This is a genomic window from Capnocytophaga sp. oral taxon 380 str. F0488 (assembly GCF_000318255.2).
Taxonomy (GTDB): domain Bacteria; phylum Bacteroidota; class Bacteroidia; order Flavobacteriales; family Flavobacteriaceae; genus Capnocytophaga; species Capnocytophaga ochracea.
Map to the genome: position 1 here is coordinate 26,374 of NZ_KB291188.1, position 16,436 is coordinate 42,809.

Annotated in this window: 14 protein-coding genes; 11 read left to right on the plus strand and 3 right to left on the minus strand. The window is 38.1% G+C overall.

The window, feature by feature from the left end; genetic code table 11:
- Positions 1-2: 2 nt before the first annotated feature.
- The 6 genes from HMPREF9078_RS03305 (at position 3) to HMPREF9078_RS03330 (ending at position 7,809) form a co-directional block, all read left to right on the plus strand.
- A complete protein-coding gene (locus HMPREF9078_RS03305; protein WP_009419332.1) occupies positions 3-1,391 on the plus strand; it encodes a bifunctional UDP-3-O-[3-hydroxymyristoyl] N-acetylglucosamine deacetylase/3-hydroxyacyl-ACP dehydratase in 1,389 nt (462 codons plus the stop codon).
- A gap of 6 nt (positions 1,392-1,397) precedes the next feature.
- Positions 1,398-2,192 carry an acyl-ACP--UDP-N-acetylglucosamine O-acyltransferase gene (lpxA, locus tag HMPREF9078_RS03310; protein ID WP_009419333.1) on the plus strand — a complete coding sequence of 265 codons (795 nt, stop codon included), beginning with the start codon at positions 1,398-1,400 and terminating at the stop codon, positions 2,190-2,192.
- Positions 2,193-2,231: 39 nt separating this feature from the next.
- Positions 2,232-2,798, plus strand: coding sequence for an elongation factor P (gene efp / locus HMPREF9078_RS03315; protein ID WP_002671577.1), 567 nt, complete (start codon positions 2,232-2,234; stop codon positions 2,796-2,798).
- Between the two features lie 2 nt (positions 2,799-2,800).
- The gene (locus HMPREF9078_RS03320; RefSeq protein ID WP_009419334.1) at positions 2,801-3,718 is read left to right on the plus strand and encodes a UDP-3-O-(3-hydroxymyristoyl)glucosamine N-acyltransferase; all 918 of its coding nucleotides are present in this window, start codon (positions 2,801-2,803) and stop codon (positions 3,716-3,718) included.
- A gap of 337 nt (positions 3,719-4,055) precedes the next feature.
- The gene (ccsA, locus tag HMPREF9078_RS03325) at positions 4,056-6,800 is read left to right on the plus strand and encodes a cytochrome c biogenesis protein CcsA (protein WP_034542709.1); all 2,745 of its coding nucleotides are present in this window, start codon (positions 4,056-4,058) and stop codon (positions 6,798-6,800) included.
- 46 nt (positions 6,801-6,846) lie between these two features.
- Positions 6,847-7,809, plus strand: coding sequence for a beta-ketoacyl synthase chain length factor (locus HMPREF9078_RS03330; protein WP_009419337.1), 963 nt, complete (start codon positions 6,847-6,849; stop codon positions 7,807-7,809).
- Positions 7,810-7,868: 59 nt separating this feature from the next.
- Here HMPREF9078_RS03330 and HMPREF9078_RS03335 read toward each other — a convergent pair whose 3' ends face one another.
- The gene (locus HMPREF9078_RS03335; RefSeq protein WP_009419338.1) at positions 7,869-8,876 is read right to left on the minus strand and encodes a leucine-rich repeat domain-containing protein; all 1,008 of its coding nucleotides are present in this window, start codon (positions 8,874-8,876) and stop codon (positions 7,869-7,871) included.
- Between the two features lie 666 nt (positions 8,877-9,542).
- Between HMPREF9078_RS03335 and HMPREF9078_RS03340 the strand changes: the two genes are divergently transcribed.
- The 5 genes from HMPREF9078_RS03340 to HMPREF9078_RS03360 all read left to right on the plus strand — a co-directional run bounded on the left by HMPREF9078_RS03340 (position 9,543) and on the right by HMPREF9078_RS03360 (position 12,602).
- The gene (locus tag HMPREF9078_RS03340) at positions 9,543-10,274 is read left to right on the plus strand and encodes a polysaccharide deacetylase family protein (protein ID WP_009419340.1); all 732 of its coding nucleotides are present in this window, start codon (positions 9,543-9,545) and stop codon (positions 10,272-10,274) included.
- Entirely contained in the window at positions 10,271-10,885 is a 615-nt protein-coding gene (locus tag HMPREF9078_RS03345) for an outer membrane lipoprotein carrier protein LolA (RefSeq protein ID WP_009419341.1), read from the plus strand. Before HMPREF9078_RS03340 ends, HMPREF9078_RS03345 begins: the two co-directional genes overlap by 4 nt.
- Entirely contained in the window at positions 10,863-11,468 is a 606-nt protein-coding gene (locus HMPREF9078_RS03350; RefSeq protein WP_009419342.1) for a DUF3261 domain-containing protein, read from the plus strand. The genes HMPREF9078_RS03345 and HMPREF9078_RS03350 overlap by 23 nt, the downstream gene beginning before the upstream one ends.
- 16 nt (positions 11,469-11,484) lie before the next feature.
- The gene (locus HMPREF9078_RS03355) at positions 11,485-11,853 is read left to right on the plus strand and encodes a 3-hydroxyacyl-ACP dehydratase (RefSeq protein WP_002671590.1); all 369 of its coding nucleotides are present in this window, start codon (positions 11,485-11,487) and stop codon (positions 11,851-11,853) included.
- Positions 11,854-11,993: 140 nt separating this feature from the next.
- The gene (locus HMPREF9078_RS03360; protein WP_009418358.1) at positions 11,994-12,602 is read left to right on the plus strand and encodes a hypothetical protein; all 609 of its coding nucleotides are present in this window, start codon (positions 11,994-11,996) and stop codon (positions 12,600-12,602) included.
- Positions 12,603-12,691: 89 nt separating this feature from the next.
- Here HMPREF9078_RS03360 and HMPREF9078_RS03365 read toward each other — a convergent pair whose 3' ends face one another.
- Together HMPREF9078_RS03365 and HMPREF9078_RS03370 are read right to left on the minus strand one after the other, a co-directional pair.
- Positions 12,692-14,080: an MATE family efflux transporter gene (locus tag HMPREF9078_RS03365; protein ID WP_009419343.1), complete on the minus strand. Its 1,389-nt coding sequence runs from the start codon at positions 14,078-14,080 to the stop codon at positions 12,692-12,694.
- Between the two features lie 52 nt (positions 14,081-14,132).
- Positions 14,133-16,298 (minus strand): S46 family peptidase, encoded by a 2,166-nt coding sequence (locus tag HMPREF9078_RS03370; protein WP_009419344.1) that lies wholly within the window; start codon positions 16,296-16,298, stop codon positions 14,133-14,135.
- Between the last annotated feature and the right edge of the window lie 138 nt (positions 16,299-16,436).

Below are 16,436 nucleotides of genomic sequence, written 5' to 3' on the forward strand. Positions count from 1 at the left end.
CTATGGTAAAGCAAAATACTTTATCCAAAGAAATTACCTTAGAAGGTATTGGGTTACATACTGGTAAACAAGTAAAAATGGTGCTCAAACCTGCACCAGTAGGCAATGGTTTTACCTTTGTACGTACCGATTTAGAAGGAAACCCCGTTGTCGAAGCTGATGCTACCTATGTAGCAAGTACAGAACGTGGCACTGTTTTAGAGAAAAAGGGGGTGAAAATCCAAACTTGTGAGCACATCTTAGCAGCGCTCGTCGGTATGGATTTGGATAATGTGATTATTGAGCTCAACTCCTCCGAACCTCCCATTATGGATGGTTCTTCTAAATATTTTGTAGAAGCTATAGAAAAAGCGGGTATCACTCCTCAAGATGCAGAGCGTGATGAGTATATAGTAAAACAAGTAATTACTTACGTAAATGAAGAAACAGGCAGTGAGATTACTCTCATTCCTGCCGAGGAATACCAAGTGACTACAATGGTAGATTTTGGTACTAAGATTTTGGGCACTCAAAATGCTTATCTCAATAAACTTTCCGAATTTAAAACCGAAATAGCTGATGCTCGTACTTTTAGTTTCTTGCACGAGCTCGAAGCTTTACTCGATCACGGTTTGATTAAAGGAGGAGATTTGAATAATGCTATCGTATATGTAGATAAAGAAATTTCTGATAGTACGATGCAGAAACTTAAAAAGATTTTCAACAAAGATAATATTTCAGTGAAACCTAATGGAGTGCTCGATAATCTTACTTTGCATTACCCTAACGAAGCTGCTCGCCATAAACTATTGGATGTAATAGGCGATTTGGCATTGGTAGGTACACGCATTCGTGGTAAAGTAATTGCTACCAAACCTGGGCATTTCACCAATACCCAATTTGCTAAAAAACTTTCTAAGATTATAAAAAATGAACGTCGTAACAACGTTCCTTCTATAGATATCAATCAAGCACCGTTACTCAATACTGTTGATATAATGAAGTTGTTACCTCACCGTCCCCCATTCTTGTTGGTAGATAAAATCTTTGAACTTTCTGATAAACACGTTGTAGGTTTAAAGAATGTAACAATGGATGAACCTTTCTTTGTAGGACACTTCCCAGGAGCTCCTGTGATGCCTGGAGTACTCCAAATAGAAGCAATGGCACAAACGGGAGGAGTATTAATACTTAGTACTGTTCCTGACCCTGAAAATTATCTCACTTACTTTATGAAAATAGACAATGTGAAGTTCAAGGTACAAGTAGTGCCAGGGGATACCCTTATATTCAAGTTAGAATTGCTAACGCCTATTCGCCGTGGTATTTGCCATATGCAAGCTTACGCTTATGTGAACGGGAAGTTGGCTACGGAAGCTGAGCTAATGGCTCAAATTGTTAAAGTAAAATAAAAGTATATGATTCAACCTTTGGCTTATGTCCACTCCGATGCCAAAATCGCTAAAAATGTAGTGATAGAGCCTTTTACTACTATCAGTAAAAATGTAGAAATAGGTGAGGGCACTTGGATAGGACCTAACGTAACCATTATGGAGGGAGCGCGTATTGGGAAGAACTGCAAAATTTTTCCTGGAGCTGTAATTTCAGCCATTCCACAAGACCTCAAGTATAAAGGTGAAGAAACCACTACTCACATAGGCAATAATACTACTATCAGAGAGTGTGTAACCATCAATAAAGGTACCGTCGACCGTATGAGAACTGTAGTAGGCAACAATTGCTTGATAATGGCTTACTCTCATATCGCTCACGATTGTATTGTGGGGGACAATTGTATTTTCTCTAATGGTACTACTCTTGCAGGACACGTAACTGTAGGTGATTGTGCTGTAATGGCAGGAATGACTGCTGTTTATCAGTTTTGTTCTATAGGGAGTTATGCTTTTGTAACAGGAGGTTCGCTTGTAGGTAAAGATGTTCCCCCTTATGTAAAGGCTGCGCGCAACCCACTTTCTTATGTAGGAGTGAATTCTATAGGGTTACATCGTCGTGGATTTACTACTGAGAAAATACGTGAGATACAAGATATTTACCGTGTACTTTTCCAAAAGAAACTCAGTACCTCTCATGCTTTGGACTATATAGAAGCTGAAATGGAAGCCACTGTAGAACGCGATGAGATATTGCAATTCGTGCGTCGCTCACAGCACGGTATTATGAAAGGCTATCACGGTGAATTAATAAAAGAGTAAGAACTTAAAACTAAAAACAAATAACTTAAAATAGAATAAATGGCAACAACCGCAGACATTAAAAAAGGATTGTGCATTCGCTTCAATCACGATATCTACAAAATTATTGAATTTCTACACGTAAAACCGGGGAAAGGTCCTGCTTTTGTACGTACTAAACTTAAAAGTGTTACCACAGGTAAAATACTCGACAACACTTTCTCTGCTGGTCACAAAATTGAAGATGTACGTGTCGAAACTCGTTCTTTCCAATATTTGTATGCTGAAGGCGATGAGTTCGTATTTATGAACAACGACGACTTCAACCAAGTGCATATTCGCAAAGATATGCTTGATTACCCCGATTTACTTAAAGAAGGTGAAACAGTGATGGTAATCTTCAATGCCGAAGACGAAACTCCTCTTTCAGTAGAAATGCCTGCTAATGTTATCCTTACTGTTACACACGTAGAACCAGGAGTAAAAGGTAATACAGCTACTAATGCTACCAAACCTGCTACTGTTGAAACAGGAGCTATTGTGAATGTACCTCTTTTCATCAACGAAGGTGACCGCATTAAGGTAGAAACTGAAAAAGGTACTTACGTCGAAAGAATGAAAGACTAATTATGCGTTTCTCACAGCCTTACACCCTTAAGCAAATAGCTACTATCATCAATGCGAAATACGTAGGTGCAGAAGATTTCCCCGTACTTGGAATGAATGAAATTCACGTAGTACAAGCAGGTGATATAGTCTTTGTAGACCATCCTAAGTATTACGAGAAGGCTTTGCATTCTAAGGCTACTATTGTACTTATCAACAAAGAAGTAGAATGCCCTGAAGGGAAAGCCCTTTTAATATCCGATGACCCTTTTCGCGATTTTAATAAACTCACCGACTTTTTTAAACCTTTTCAAAAAGCAACTGCACTTATAGCCCCTTTAGCTCGTATAGGTGAAAATACAGTAGTGCAACCAGGTACTTTTTTGGGTAACAATGTAGTAATAGGCAACAACTGCCGTATTCATTCTAATGTGAGTATCTACGACGATTGTGTGATAGGTGATAACGTAACTATTCACGCAGGCACAGTGCTCGGAGCAGATGCTTTTTATTACAAAAAACGCCCCGAAGGTTTTGATAAACTCAAGTCAGGCGGACGTGTAGTAATTGAGGACAATGTGGATTTAGGTGCTCTTTGTACCATTGATAGAGGAGTAACAGGTGATACCACTATCAAAAAAGGAACAAAGATAGATAATCAAGTACATATAGGTCACGATACGGTAGTAGGAGAGAAGTGTCTCATTGCTTCACAAACAGGGATTGCTGGTTGTGTGGTAATAGAAAATGAAGTAACTATTTGGGGACAAGTAGGAATAACCAGCGGTATCACTATAGGTGAAAAAGCAGTAATTTTAGCCCAAAGTGGTATTTCTAAATCGTTGGAGGGCGGACAAACTTACTTTGGTTATCCTGCTGGAGAAGCCCGTGAGAAATATAAAGAAATGAGTGCACTCAAACAGCTTATCAATTGTAAATAAGTAATTTTATAGTTATACAATTAAGGAACTGCCTTTTTAGGTAGTTCCTTTCGTTTTTTATCACTTTACCTTCGCTCAAACCTCTTCTTTATCTTAATTCTTAACTACTAATTTTCAACTTTTTATATAGCTATTGTATACCAATCGTCCAAGATTCGTTCAAGCTTCCTATAAGCTTTGTATAAGCTAACTATATTCCTCCAGAAGCTATTTTTTAATTTTTCACTAAAAAACATCTTTCGAACCTTTTTGTTTTCTTCCGAATTTTCAGCTCTCTTCATTAGTTAATTGAAGAATTTGCTAATTTGTTAATTACTCACTACCTTTGCCCCCAATTATGATAGTACGCAGATTCATCTCTTTCCTATATTCTACCAAGCTGATGGCAATTCTCTTCATTGCTTTTGCTATAGTTATGGCAGTAGGAACTTTTATAGAAAACGACTTCGATACCGATACCGCCCGCATTTGGGTGTATAACACTTGGTGGTTTGAGGCGATAATGGGGCTTTTTGTGCTGAATTTTATAGGGAATATCTCCCGTTACCGATTGCTCAAAAGAGAGAATTGGGCGGTGCTGGTGTTGCACCTCTCGTGGGTGTTTATCATTGTAGGGGCTGGAGTTACGCGTTATTTTGGTGATGAAGGTATGATTTCTCTACGCGAAGGAGAAACTACAAATACTTACCTCTCCGATCGCACTTATATCACTGTAATGGTAGATGGCACTTATCAAGGAGCTCCCTTGCGTAAAAAGAGACAAAAAGAGGTGCTTTTCTCGCCTTATACATCTAATCATTACAAGTGGTTGTCCGACTTTAAAGGCAAACCTTTTAGTATTACCTATAAATCGTTTAAACGCATAGGCAAGGAGATGAATGTCTTAGTATTGAAAGTTGTTTCAGGTAATCAGCGCAAAGAAGTAACAGTAATGGGCAAACGCGGTGTGCAACACCCTCCTACCACAATTACTTTGAACGGCTTGCAGTTTCACCTAAGCTACGGAGCACGCGAAGAAAAATTGCCTTTTAGTCTCACCCTCAACGATTTTATAGCCGAAAAATACCCTGGTACTGAGAATAGTTATGCTTCCTTTAAAAGCAAAGTAACCGTGAGTAGGGGAGGGAAGACTTTTCCTTATGATATTGAGATGAACCATATTCTCAATTATCAAGGTTATCGTTTGTTCCAATCTTCTTTTCACCCCGATGAACAAGGTACTATACTATCGGTAAACCACGACTTTTGGGGTACTCTCATCACTTACATAGGTTATATACTGCTCTTCGGTAGTATGTTGGCGTTTATGTTTGTAGGCAAATCCCGATTTAGGAAACTCAATCAGCAACTTAAAGACCTCCAAGCCAAAAGGGTTGCAATCGTTTTGGCATTATGTTTTAGCTCTTTGGCTACTGCCCAAACTCCTATGGTAGTACCCAACAAAGCGCACGCTGAAAAATTTGGTGCAATGCTCATTCAAGATGATGGGCGCTTTAAGCCTGTGAATACCTTCTCTTCAGAACTCTTACGAAAACTTAGCAAACACGATACTTATAAAGGGCTCACTTCCGATCAAGTTTTGCTTTCTATGCTCCTCAGTCCGCAAGCGTGGTATGAGTCGGACATTATCTATGTAAAGAAAGCTAATGACAGTTTGCATCGTTTTTTGGGAGTTCCTGAAGGAAGCAAATGGGTAAAACCTAAAGATTTTTTTGATGCAAATGGGCAGTACAAGTTTGCCCCTTTGCTGAAAGATATTTACAACACGAATACTCCTAACCAATTTCAAAAAGATTTTAAGGAAGTAGACCAACGTATAGGGTTGCTTAACAGAGCGTTACAAGGTGATATTTTTAAGGTATTTCCTGTGCCTAATGACCCTAATTATAAGTGGATTTCGCACTTAGATTACGTAAACGACACCCTACAAATCACCGACCCACTGTACAAACAATTTGTAAAAAACGCATTACCAGCTTACCTTATCTTGCTACAACAAGCCACTAAAACAGGCGATTATAGCAAAGCCGACAAGGTGCTCAACAATATCAAGCTACAACAAGAGTTTTACTCGGCTGAGGTATTGCCCTCACCTGCCAAAATACAAACCGAATTATGGTACAATCGCATCAATATTTTTGAACAACTTTTTCAAGCGTATTTGTATCTTGGTACAGTGTTATTTATAGTACTATTATGGCATATTTTTATGCCAAAACAAATTTTTAGAAGACTTATCCAAATAGGTATAGCCTTGCTGTGGCTCTGTTTTATCCTGCATACTGTAGGACTTGCTGTACGTTGGTATCTTTCAGGTCACGCACCTTTTAGCGATGCTTATGAGAGTATGATATATGTAGGATGGTCGGCTATTGGGGTAGGACTTTTCTTTTCGCAACGTTCCCCCCTCACGGTTGCTGCCACCGCTTTTGTAACCGCTATGATACTGATGATTGCCCACTGGAATTGGATGGATCCTGCTATTGGTACCCTCCAACCCGTGCTCAATAGCTATTGGCTGATGTTACACGTTGCCGTGATTGTAGGTAGTTATGGACCTTTTGCCTTAGGAATGCTCTTAGGGGTTCTCAACCTCCTACTGATGATAGTTAATACCCAAAAGAATGCTCATAAAATTAACCTTATACAACAAGAACTCACTATTGTAAACGAATTAGCTCTTACAGTGGGGCTCGTAATGCTCACCATAGGCAACTTTTTGGGTGGTATGTGGGCAAACGAAAGTTGGGGACGTTATTGGGGGTGGGATCCCAAGGAAACTTGGGCATTGATTAGCATTATGGTTTACGCCTTGGTAATACACCTGCGCTTGATACCCCATTGGCGTGGACGATGGGCGTTCAACTTTATGAGCATTGTTGCCTTTGGCAGTATCTTGATGACTTATTTTGGTGTGAATTTCTACCTCACAGGTATGCATAGCTATGCCACAGGCGATAAAATTATCACCCCTACCTTTGTGTATTATGCTGTGGGGATAGTGCTGTTGTTAGGACTGGTATCGTATTTGAGAGTGAAAAATATATCACAAGTTTTGCCGAACTCTAATACTAATTCCTAATATCTAACTCCTAAATCGTTATTATTAATTGTTAATTGTTAATTGAATGAAGTCTTATATCAACGGAATAGCCTGCATATCGGTTCAACCTACTTTCTTAACACCTTATTTCCTCGATGAAGCCCTAAAGGTTACTCCAGAGGAAGTGTGTTACGCTCAAGAACCTTCTTATAAAGAATATATTGCCCCTAATGCCAGTCGTCGTATGGCTAAAGGCGTAAAAATGGGTATAGCTACAGCTACTGAAGCCTTAAAAGAAGCACATATCACTACCCCTGATGCTATTTTGGTGGGTACCGGTATGGGATGCCTGCAAGATTCTGAAAAATTCCTTACAGCGCTTATCAACGACAACGAGGAGCACCTCACCCCCACGGCTTTTATACAATCTACTCATAATACTGTTGCGGGGCAGATAGCTCTTTTGTTACAGTGCAAAGGAGAAAACTTTACTTATGTGAATGGGGCTGTATCATTTGAATCGGCTTTGTTAGATGCTAAAATGCAAATGGAGCAAGATACTATCAATACGGCTTTGGTAGGAGGTGTAGATGAACACAGTCCGCACACTTTGTATTTATATGATTTAGTAGGGCTTGACCAAAAAGGAGAAGGCGCGAGTTTCTTTGCATTATCAGCAGAGGCTACCCCCAATACCTATGGAGAACTTGTGGATGTAGCTTTGTACAATGAACTCACTCCCGAGCAACAACAAAAAGCCCTAAACGACTTTCTTTCTTGCCACCATCTTACCCTCTCTAATATAGATTTGATACTTACTGGTGAAGCAGAAAACCGTTCTTGGCAACGCCCTACCTTGCACTATAAAACCCTGAGTAGTGAGTATTACACAGCTTCAGCTTTCGGACTTTGGTTTGCTTGCCAAGTACTACAAAAGCAAACCCTTCCCGTCATTTGCGAGCTTACTCTCTCCACCCCCATACAACATATTTTATTAGTAAATTCATATAGAGGCAAAGATTTTAGTTTTGTACTGTTGAAGAAATAAAAAAAGCAACACTTACAATAAGTAGGTGTTGCAGTTTTTGTTTCTATTATTGATGAAAATTAAGGCATAGCTTTTAGTTTAGTACCTTTTACCATTTGTTGGTGAGTATTAGGGTCATACTCTATTATATCAGTAAGTTTTTTCCATTGAACATTATTCTTATAAGCGTTTAAACTACTTGCAGGAACATACACATTCTGTAAATTTATCTTTCCCAAATAAGGATTAATGTTATATTTTCCATGAAGCGTGGGAGGAGTAGTAGCTTCTATGTAAATATTTTTAATATTTGTATCTTCAAAAACACTATAACCAATTGAAATAACATTTTTAGGTAAACGAATTTCTTCTATATTACAATCTTCAAATGCTGAATGTCCAATAATAGTTATTTTTTCAGTAAGTTTAATTGAAGATAAATCTCCACAACCATAAAAAGCTCTGTTTCCTATTTTAGTAACAGTAGCCAATTCAGGGATAGCAGTCATATCAATACTTGTAGAATTTTTATTTCTCCATTGCAAGAGTGTTGTACCATCATCACTTACTAAAAAATCGGCTTTTTGTGTAGTACTACTGCTACTGCCTATCAAGCTAATTCCTGTGCCCCAACCACTTTCTGTTTTAGGTCCGTAAAGATGTTTGTTTTGGATGTCAATGTACCAATCACCGACTTTCCCTTGTGAAGCTGTAGGAGTTGTAGTACCTGATAGAATAGTAGCACCGTCTTTTCCGTTAGAACCGTTTGTTCCATTATTACCATTACTTCCGTTGCTACCATTAGAGCCATCTTTTCCATCTTTTCCCTTTTCACCTTGAGCTCCTTTTAGACCTATGGCATTTCCCCATCCTTCAGTTGTTTTAGGCCCGTAGAGTTCCATTGTAGTTTTGTTTAGATAATAGTCTCCTACACTTCCTAACGAAGTCGTTGGTACATCATTACCTGAAAGAATTTGACTACCTTTTTGAACTTCTACACGTTCAATTACTTTTTCGGTTTCTTTTCCGCAATTGCTAATAGTCAGTGCAACCAACACAGCTACTGCCATTAAAATTACTTTTCTCATTTGTTAGTAAAAAAAAAATAGTTTATTATTCCTACTCTCTTACAGGCTTTTCGGTTTCCGCCTTTATCGTTCACATAAGCGCATAAAAAACGTGAAAACATTTCTTGTTACTTGCCATAGAAGCCCAACCAAAGGCTATTGTCATAAGTAAAAGGAATGTCTACGCTTATAACGCAGACATTTCCACTTCGCTTTCCTATGACAATGAAAAAAGGTCGTATCTCTATCACAGAAAAATGTAAAGCGAAACGCTAATTTATGTTTTTATGTAATTATTTTTTCTGTTTCTTTTGTAGCGTTTAAACGATTTTAAATTCGCAACAAATGTACAATTTATTTTCAAACGAAAAAAAAATTACATCAAAAAAAGTAAAAATAATTCTCTTAATAAAAGCAGTATTCTTACGTTTCAAGAAAAAAGTAATTCAAATTATTTGTAAGAAAGTAAAATGTATGTTATTTTTGCCACGTTAAAAGTAATTCAAAGTAATATAAAATATACTTTTTATTTTACAATTGTATTCGTATTACAGACTGTGTAAATCCGGCAACGAAGTTGTTAATCTGTGCACATCATATCTATCAATGAATAATTAAAAAGAAAAAAACTGTGAAATCCGTGTGAGGTTTTCCTTGACAAAGTATTAACATTTTATTATTTAAACATTGAACAAACACCTTTTTACAATCGCAATATTTGTCAGTGCTCTTGTAACAGCATTTATACAAAATGCTCCTTGGTGGGTATATGTGTTATTAATAGTGTTGTTTTTAGGCATTACCTCTTGGGGCGTATTCGATATCCGCCTCTCTTATTTTGTTAAAACACAATACTTCTTAAAGGAGCGTCCAGTAAAAACAGTAGCGCTAACTTTTGATGATGGTCCCTCAGAACTCACACCACAATTCTTAGACCTTTTGGAGCAATACAACGCCAAAGCAGTCTTTTTTTGTGTAGGTGAACAAATACAAAAGTATCCAGAGGTCGTCAAACGTATGCAAGCTGAAGGTCATTTAGTGGCAAACCATACCTTCACCCATCAACCTAAAAATATTCTGCACGCAAAAGCCCTTGCCAACGAAATCCGCCATACCGATGAAGCATTGGCGCACTTGGATATCGTTACCCCATATTTCCGACCTCCATACGGAATCACCTCACCACCCGTTGCTAGAGCAATTCGGGCAACAGCTAAAAAAGCTATAGGATGGGATGTACGCTCATTAGACACCGTAATACACGATGAAGACAAGCTTTTTCATCGCATTGTGCGCAAACTTACCAATGGCAATATCATACTGATGCACGACCGTCTGCCCCATACCCTTACCGTTTTGGAACGCTTATTGCAGTACCTCAAAGAAAATAACTATACAATTACAAACAATTTAGAATGAAAAAACTCTTAATATTTCTTATTTGTGTTGCACCTTTAACAATCAGTGCCCAAGCCCTTACCGAAGCCCAAATACGCGACTTCAAAACGCAAACTATTGCTAAAAACAAGTCAATCCAAACAATGCAAGCCGATTTTACTCAGAAAAAACACTTGGATTTTATGAGTAAGGATATCGAAACATTAGGTAAAATGGCATTCGCTAAACCCGATAAACTGAATTGGCAATACACTAAACCTTACCAGTATCGCATTATTTTTCAGAAAGATAAAATCACGGTGAACGATGCAGGTAATGTCTCACAGATGAAAGCTGATAATAAAGTCTTTAAAAAAATAAATAACCTCATTGTGAGTTCTATCAGTGGTGATATGTTCAACGAGAAAGAATTTGCTATGACCTTTGCCAAATCAGGCAAAAGTACATTGGTAAAACTATTGCCTAAGGATAAGATGCTTTTGAAATATGTGAGTGAAATACATCTGTATTTTGATGTTGATAGTGTCGTGGAACGTGTAAAACTCATTGAACCTTCTAAAGACTATACTGAAATCTTATTCAGCAATAAAAAACTAAATACAAAAATTGATGAAGCAAATTTTAAAATGTAGTCTGTTTGCTATATGGCTTGGCAGCTGTTCACCTTCTTATAACCTCCCTGCTGAATACCAATCAATGGCTACAACGCCAACAACGATAGCCAATCCCCACATAAGGGTAGGGGAGGAGTACCTCTATCGCGCTACCATTACCGCTTATGGTCATACTTTCAGCGGACTCTTAGTAGCTAAAATTACTGCAGATAATACGTGGCGAGTAGCCCTTACTACCGACTTTGGTAATACGCTTTTCGATTTTGAAAACCAAAGCGGAAAGATAAAAACCAACTATATAACCCCCGATCTCAATAGGAAAATCATCATTCGTACCCTCACTTCTGACTTTAAGCACCTTCTTAAAACTCATTGGCAGGTTACTCAAAAATACACCAATGGCACTATCGAAGTACAACAAAGCAAAGATGGGAATGATGCCGTTTATTTGTTTACCTCAGGAACCAACCTCTCCAAACAGCTCAATATGCAAGGTAAGAAACTATACACTACTTTTACCTATAATAGCAACAACATAACCATAGAACATCACACCTTTACTATTAAAATAGTTTTAGAACCCTTAATTATAAATCATTAATTGCTTATTCTCAAAGATGTTAAAAGAATTTTATACCCTCAATAGCTTAGAAAAGCAAGACGCAGAAAACTATCTCTGCACCCTTACCCTCAACCCTCAACACGCTATCTTCAAGGGGCACTTTCCTGGTAATCCTATTACACCAGGAGTGTGTATGATGCAAATAATCAAGAACCTTACTGAGGAAATTACAGGACATAAACTCTTTTTAGCCAAAACTACCAATGTGAAGTTTATGGCGCTTATCAACCCCATTACTCACCCTATTTTGCAACTCACACTCACCATTCAGCATAAAGACGCTGACATACAAGTGAAGAACACGACTTCCTTTGATGAAACGGTAGCACTAAAACTTACGAATTTGTATAAAATAGTATCTTAAAAAGCTCGTTTCTTTATTCATTATCTGAAATGAAAAAAAATAGCTCAAAAATTACGCTATGTAAAATAAAATAGTTACTTTTGCAGACATTTTGAAAAAATCATTAAAAGCAAATAGAATTAAAATATCAATATTTTATAGTGGAAAAGGAACTAAAAAACTTTACGGAGAAGAGTTACGAGAAGTTGAAAAATGCAATTCAAGAAATTGCAAATGAAGAGGATAAAAAAGAAGTCTATGCACTGTCTTTTTGTTATACGTGTGACGATGATGACTTGCGATTTCCTAAAATTACACTGGGCTATAATACCCTTTCAAATGTAAAAGAAGAGAGTTACAACGCCACTTCAAAAGAAGATGCCAAGTGGAATTTTGATTATTGGTTACAAACAGAAGTGGAAACCGTAGGAGGTAAAAAAGACAAATTGCTGAAACAGTGGTTTGCTAAAACTCCTTATTTCTATTCTGATGAGGAAAACGACCGCGCTATAGAAGAAGATGAAGAACTTTACGACAAACTCCTCAAAAAAGGTGATAAGTTTGGTAAAGACTTTATCAAAGAGGTGATAGTTCTCGCCAAACGATTGTTGGACGACGGAGAGGTAGAAAAGGTATTTGGGCGTAATATTCCTATTATTATTCATCAGCGAGATTTTGAAGATACACCTATTTCTTGGACAAAGAAAGCCAATCCGGCCAAGCTCATAAAGGAGTTTCTGGAATACTGGGATGGAGAAGAGGAAGATTAAAATTAGTTTATAAATTATTATAATAAAAATATAAGGGCTGTTCAATGTACATTGAACAGCCCTTTGTTATTTATGAATTACAAAAAACTTTAAGAAGTATATTGGTGTCTGTTAGCTATCAGTTGTAAGCTGATACGGTTGAACCTATACAAGAGGCAGACAGCAGCGACGGTGAGGCCGGTGAGCAAGCCAATCCAAATGCCCATAGTACCTAAATTGGTATGAACGCCTAACACATAAAGAATAGGGAAGGCAATCAGCCAATAGGCTACAAAAGTGATGTACATAGGCACTTTAGCATCTTGTACTCCACGTAAGGCACCAAGAGCTGTTACTTGCATTCCATCGGATATTTGAAAAATAGCTGCAATGAGCAAGAGATTGGCAGCTTCGCCTATTACTAGAGTATTATTAGCTAATTTTTCTATGTTATCCATCTCTAAGTATAATGACGGTAACCAAGTGCGAAATACCGCTAAAAGAAGGGCAAAAAATACTTGTGTGCAGAGTACTAACAGAAATACCGAAATAGCTACTCTACGCAAATTAGCATAGTTTCTCGCTCCTAATTGATTCCCTACACGTATCATAGCAGTAATTCCTAAGCCATTAGCGACCATAAAAGTCATACTCGATAAGTTGAGCGCAATTTGGTTTGCTGATAAATGATTTTCACCCAGCATACCGCTTATCCAAATAGCTGCGGTAAAGATACCTGTTTCAAAAATCATTTGCATAGCGGTGGGGAGTCCGAGAGCAGTTATCTTTTTGTACATTGCTTGTTGCATATTCTTAAAACTGATACTCATAACGTATTCACGCGACTTCTCTAAGTTTTTCAGCATAAAGAAAAGCATTATAGGCATTACAATTCGTGATACTAAGGTACCAATACCAGCACCTAACACTCCTAATTTTGGGCAACCCCAATTACCATAAATAAAAAGATAGTTTAGAAAGACGTTTAGCAAGTTTGCTAAGATAGTAACATACATAGCATATTTGGTCATTGATAAGCCATCGGCAAACTGCTTGAAGGTAGTGAAGACACCCAACGGAATAAGCGAAAAAGCTACCAAATGGGTGTAGGGTACTGCCAACTCTATTACTTTCTCGCTTTGTCCTGTATAGCGCATCACAGGTTCTACAAAAAACAATAAAAGAAAGAGTACTACTCCTAATATTACATTGAGTACCATTCCGTGATTGAGAATAGACTGAGCAGTTGGTTTATCACCTGCTTCATCAGCCATTGCTACTAAGGAAGTACTAGCAATAGAAAAACCAATGGCAAACGACATTGCAATGAATATAGCGGTATTGCCCAGAGCAGCTGCTCCGAGTTCGGTAATACCTACTTTACCTACCATTACATTATCTACGAACCCAACAAGGGTGTGCCCGAGCATTCCTAATATGACGGGGTAAGCAATTTTAAAGTTGTATTTGAATTCTTTTGTATAACTTGATAGGCTCATTCTATTTTAGGAGTTAGGAATTAGCTTATATGCTAACTCCTAACTCTTTTATCTACTGTACTGTTTCTATTTCATTTATAATGTTCTTGGCTCCGGCATAAATATCGATTACCCAGAGGACGTAGCGGATATCTACATTGATAGTGCGTTGTAGTTGTTTGTCGAAGATTACATCGCCTGCCATTGCTTCGATATTGCCGTCGAAAGCAAGCCCTATGAGTTCTCCTTTACCATTCATTACAGGCGAACCTGAGTTACCACCTGTGATATCGTTATTAGTAAGGAAGTTTACGTGCATAGAACCGTCTTTGTCTATATACCTTCCAAACTCTTTCTTCTTATAAAGGTCGAGCATACGCTGTGGCATATCAAATTCGGCATCGCCTTTTTTGTACTTTGCCATTAGGGTATTAAAGGTAGTATAGTAGTTCTTTTTTACATCGGGGTTGCGTTTATCGGTAGCCAATGGAATGACCGTACCATAGGTAAGGCGCAGAGTAGAATTGGCATCGGGATACAAGATAGTACTGATTTTAGAATCGCGCATACCTTTTACGAACTTGCGGAAGGCTTTGGCATAGCTGTCTTCTAAGCTAAGTTGTTCTTCTGAAGGGTTGCGATAGTTAGCAAAAAGTGCTATAGAAAGTGCTAAAATAGGGTCGCTTGCTAAAGCCATATTTATCTGCTCTTCATTTTGAAAGACTTTGTTTTTAGGAAAAACACCTTCTTTAGCAGTTTCTTTGCTACGGTAGATACTCTTAGCCAAAAGCTCTTCTACGTATTTGTTAAAATCACCTTTGTACTGTGTTTTAATAGTTTTGAGTTCAGAGGGGACATCAGTACCTTTGTTAGTGTATAATTTCAGCATATCGGCAAGGATAGCCTTTTCTACGTCTAAGTTTACTTTATCGTACTCAGTGAGTAGGTCGTCCACTCTTTTCTCCAATTCGTCGGTAGGCATACCGCCTTTTTTAGCATTACTTACCAAGCTAATGTAACGTGTAGGAATCTTTACGAAGAAAGAAGCACGCCATAGCATACCCAAATAATTCTCATCGGCTGATTTAGCATTGGTTTTTTCAAAGAAATTAGATAAAGTGTTCAGTACGTCGCCATATTCAGCCTTATTTTCAGCTTTATTAGCCCATTTGGCGAAAATAGCTTCGGTTTTGCGCTTAGTAGCTGCTGTTTTATGAGCCGTAAGTGCATCAATCATACCTTGGCGGTTTTTCCAATAATTGGCAATGCTTGAATATTGTGAAGCGTATTGCAAGCGTACGGCATCGTCTTTATCCATAAAGCGCTTCATTGCGTCCATAGCTGTTTTAGAGGCTTCTACCCACGCAGGATAGGCATATTTTACGTTTTGGTCTACCCAATAAGAGCTTTCCCAGCGGTTGGTACGTCCTGGGTATCCCATAATCATTGCAAAATCTTTATCTTGCACGCCTTTAAGGCTCACTTTAAGATAGCGTTTTGCTTTAAGAGGTACGTTATTAGGTGAATAGTCGGCGGCATTACCGTCTTTATCAGTATAAACGCGGAAAAGCGAGAAGTCGCCTGTTTGGCGAGGCCATTCCCAATTATCGGTATCGCCACCGAATTTTCCAATGCTTTCAGGAGGCGTACCTACAAGTCGTACATCTTTAAAATCTTGGTATACGAAGTAATAATATTCATTACCTTGGAAGAACGGACGTACTGAAACTACATATTTACCCCCTTCACTGTTCTCTTTTTGTATTTTAGCCATTTCTTGGTTGAGAGCAGCTTCGCGTTCTTTTTCGTTCATTGAAGGTTTTACCACTGATAGCATACGGTCGGTTACATTGTCCATACGCACAAAGAAACGCACGAATGATTGCTTAGGTGAAAGTTCTTCGGCGTGAGAGCGTGCCCAGAATCCGTTTTTTAGATGGTTGTTTTCAGGTGTGGAGAGCTGAGCGATATTGCCATAGCCACAATGGTGGTTAGTGAGCACTAAGCCATCTTTGGAGATGATACTCGCAGTACAACCTCCATTAAATTGTACGATAGCATCTTTGAGACTGTTATTATTGATGCTATAAATTTCTTGAGCAGTGAGTTGTAAGCCTAACTTCTGCATATCTCTTTGGTTGAGACGTTCGATGAACATCAAAAACCACATTCCTTCGTCGGCTTTTGCTATGGGAGTGAGCAATAAAAAAGCCAACAGTATAAGACTGATTTTCTTCATAAAAAATGATATAATGATTTATTAGGGTGCAAAGATAGGGAATAATTGGCAAATTAGCAAATGTGTGAGCCGTGTACGCAGATTAATTAGAAAATGAGAGAATTAGAAAATGAGAGAATTAGAAAATTAGAAAATTAG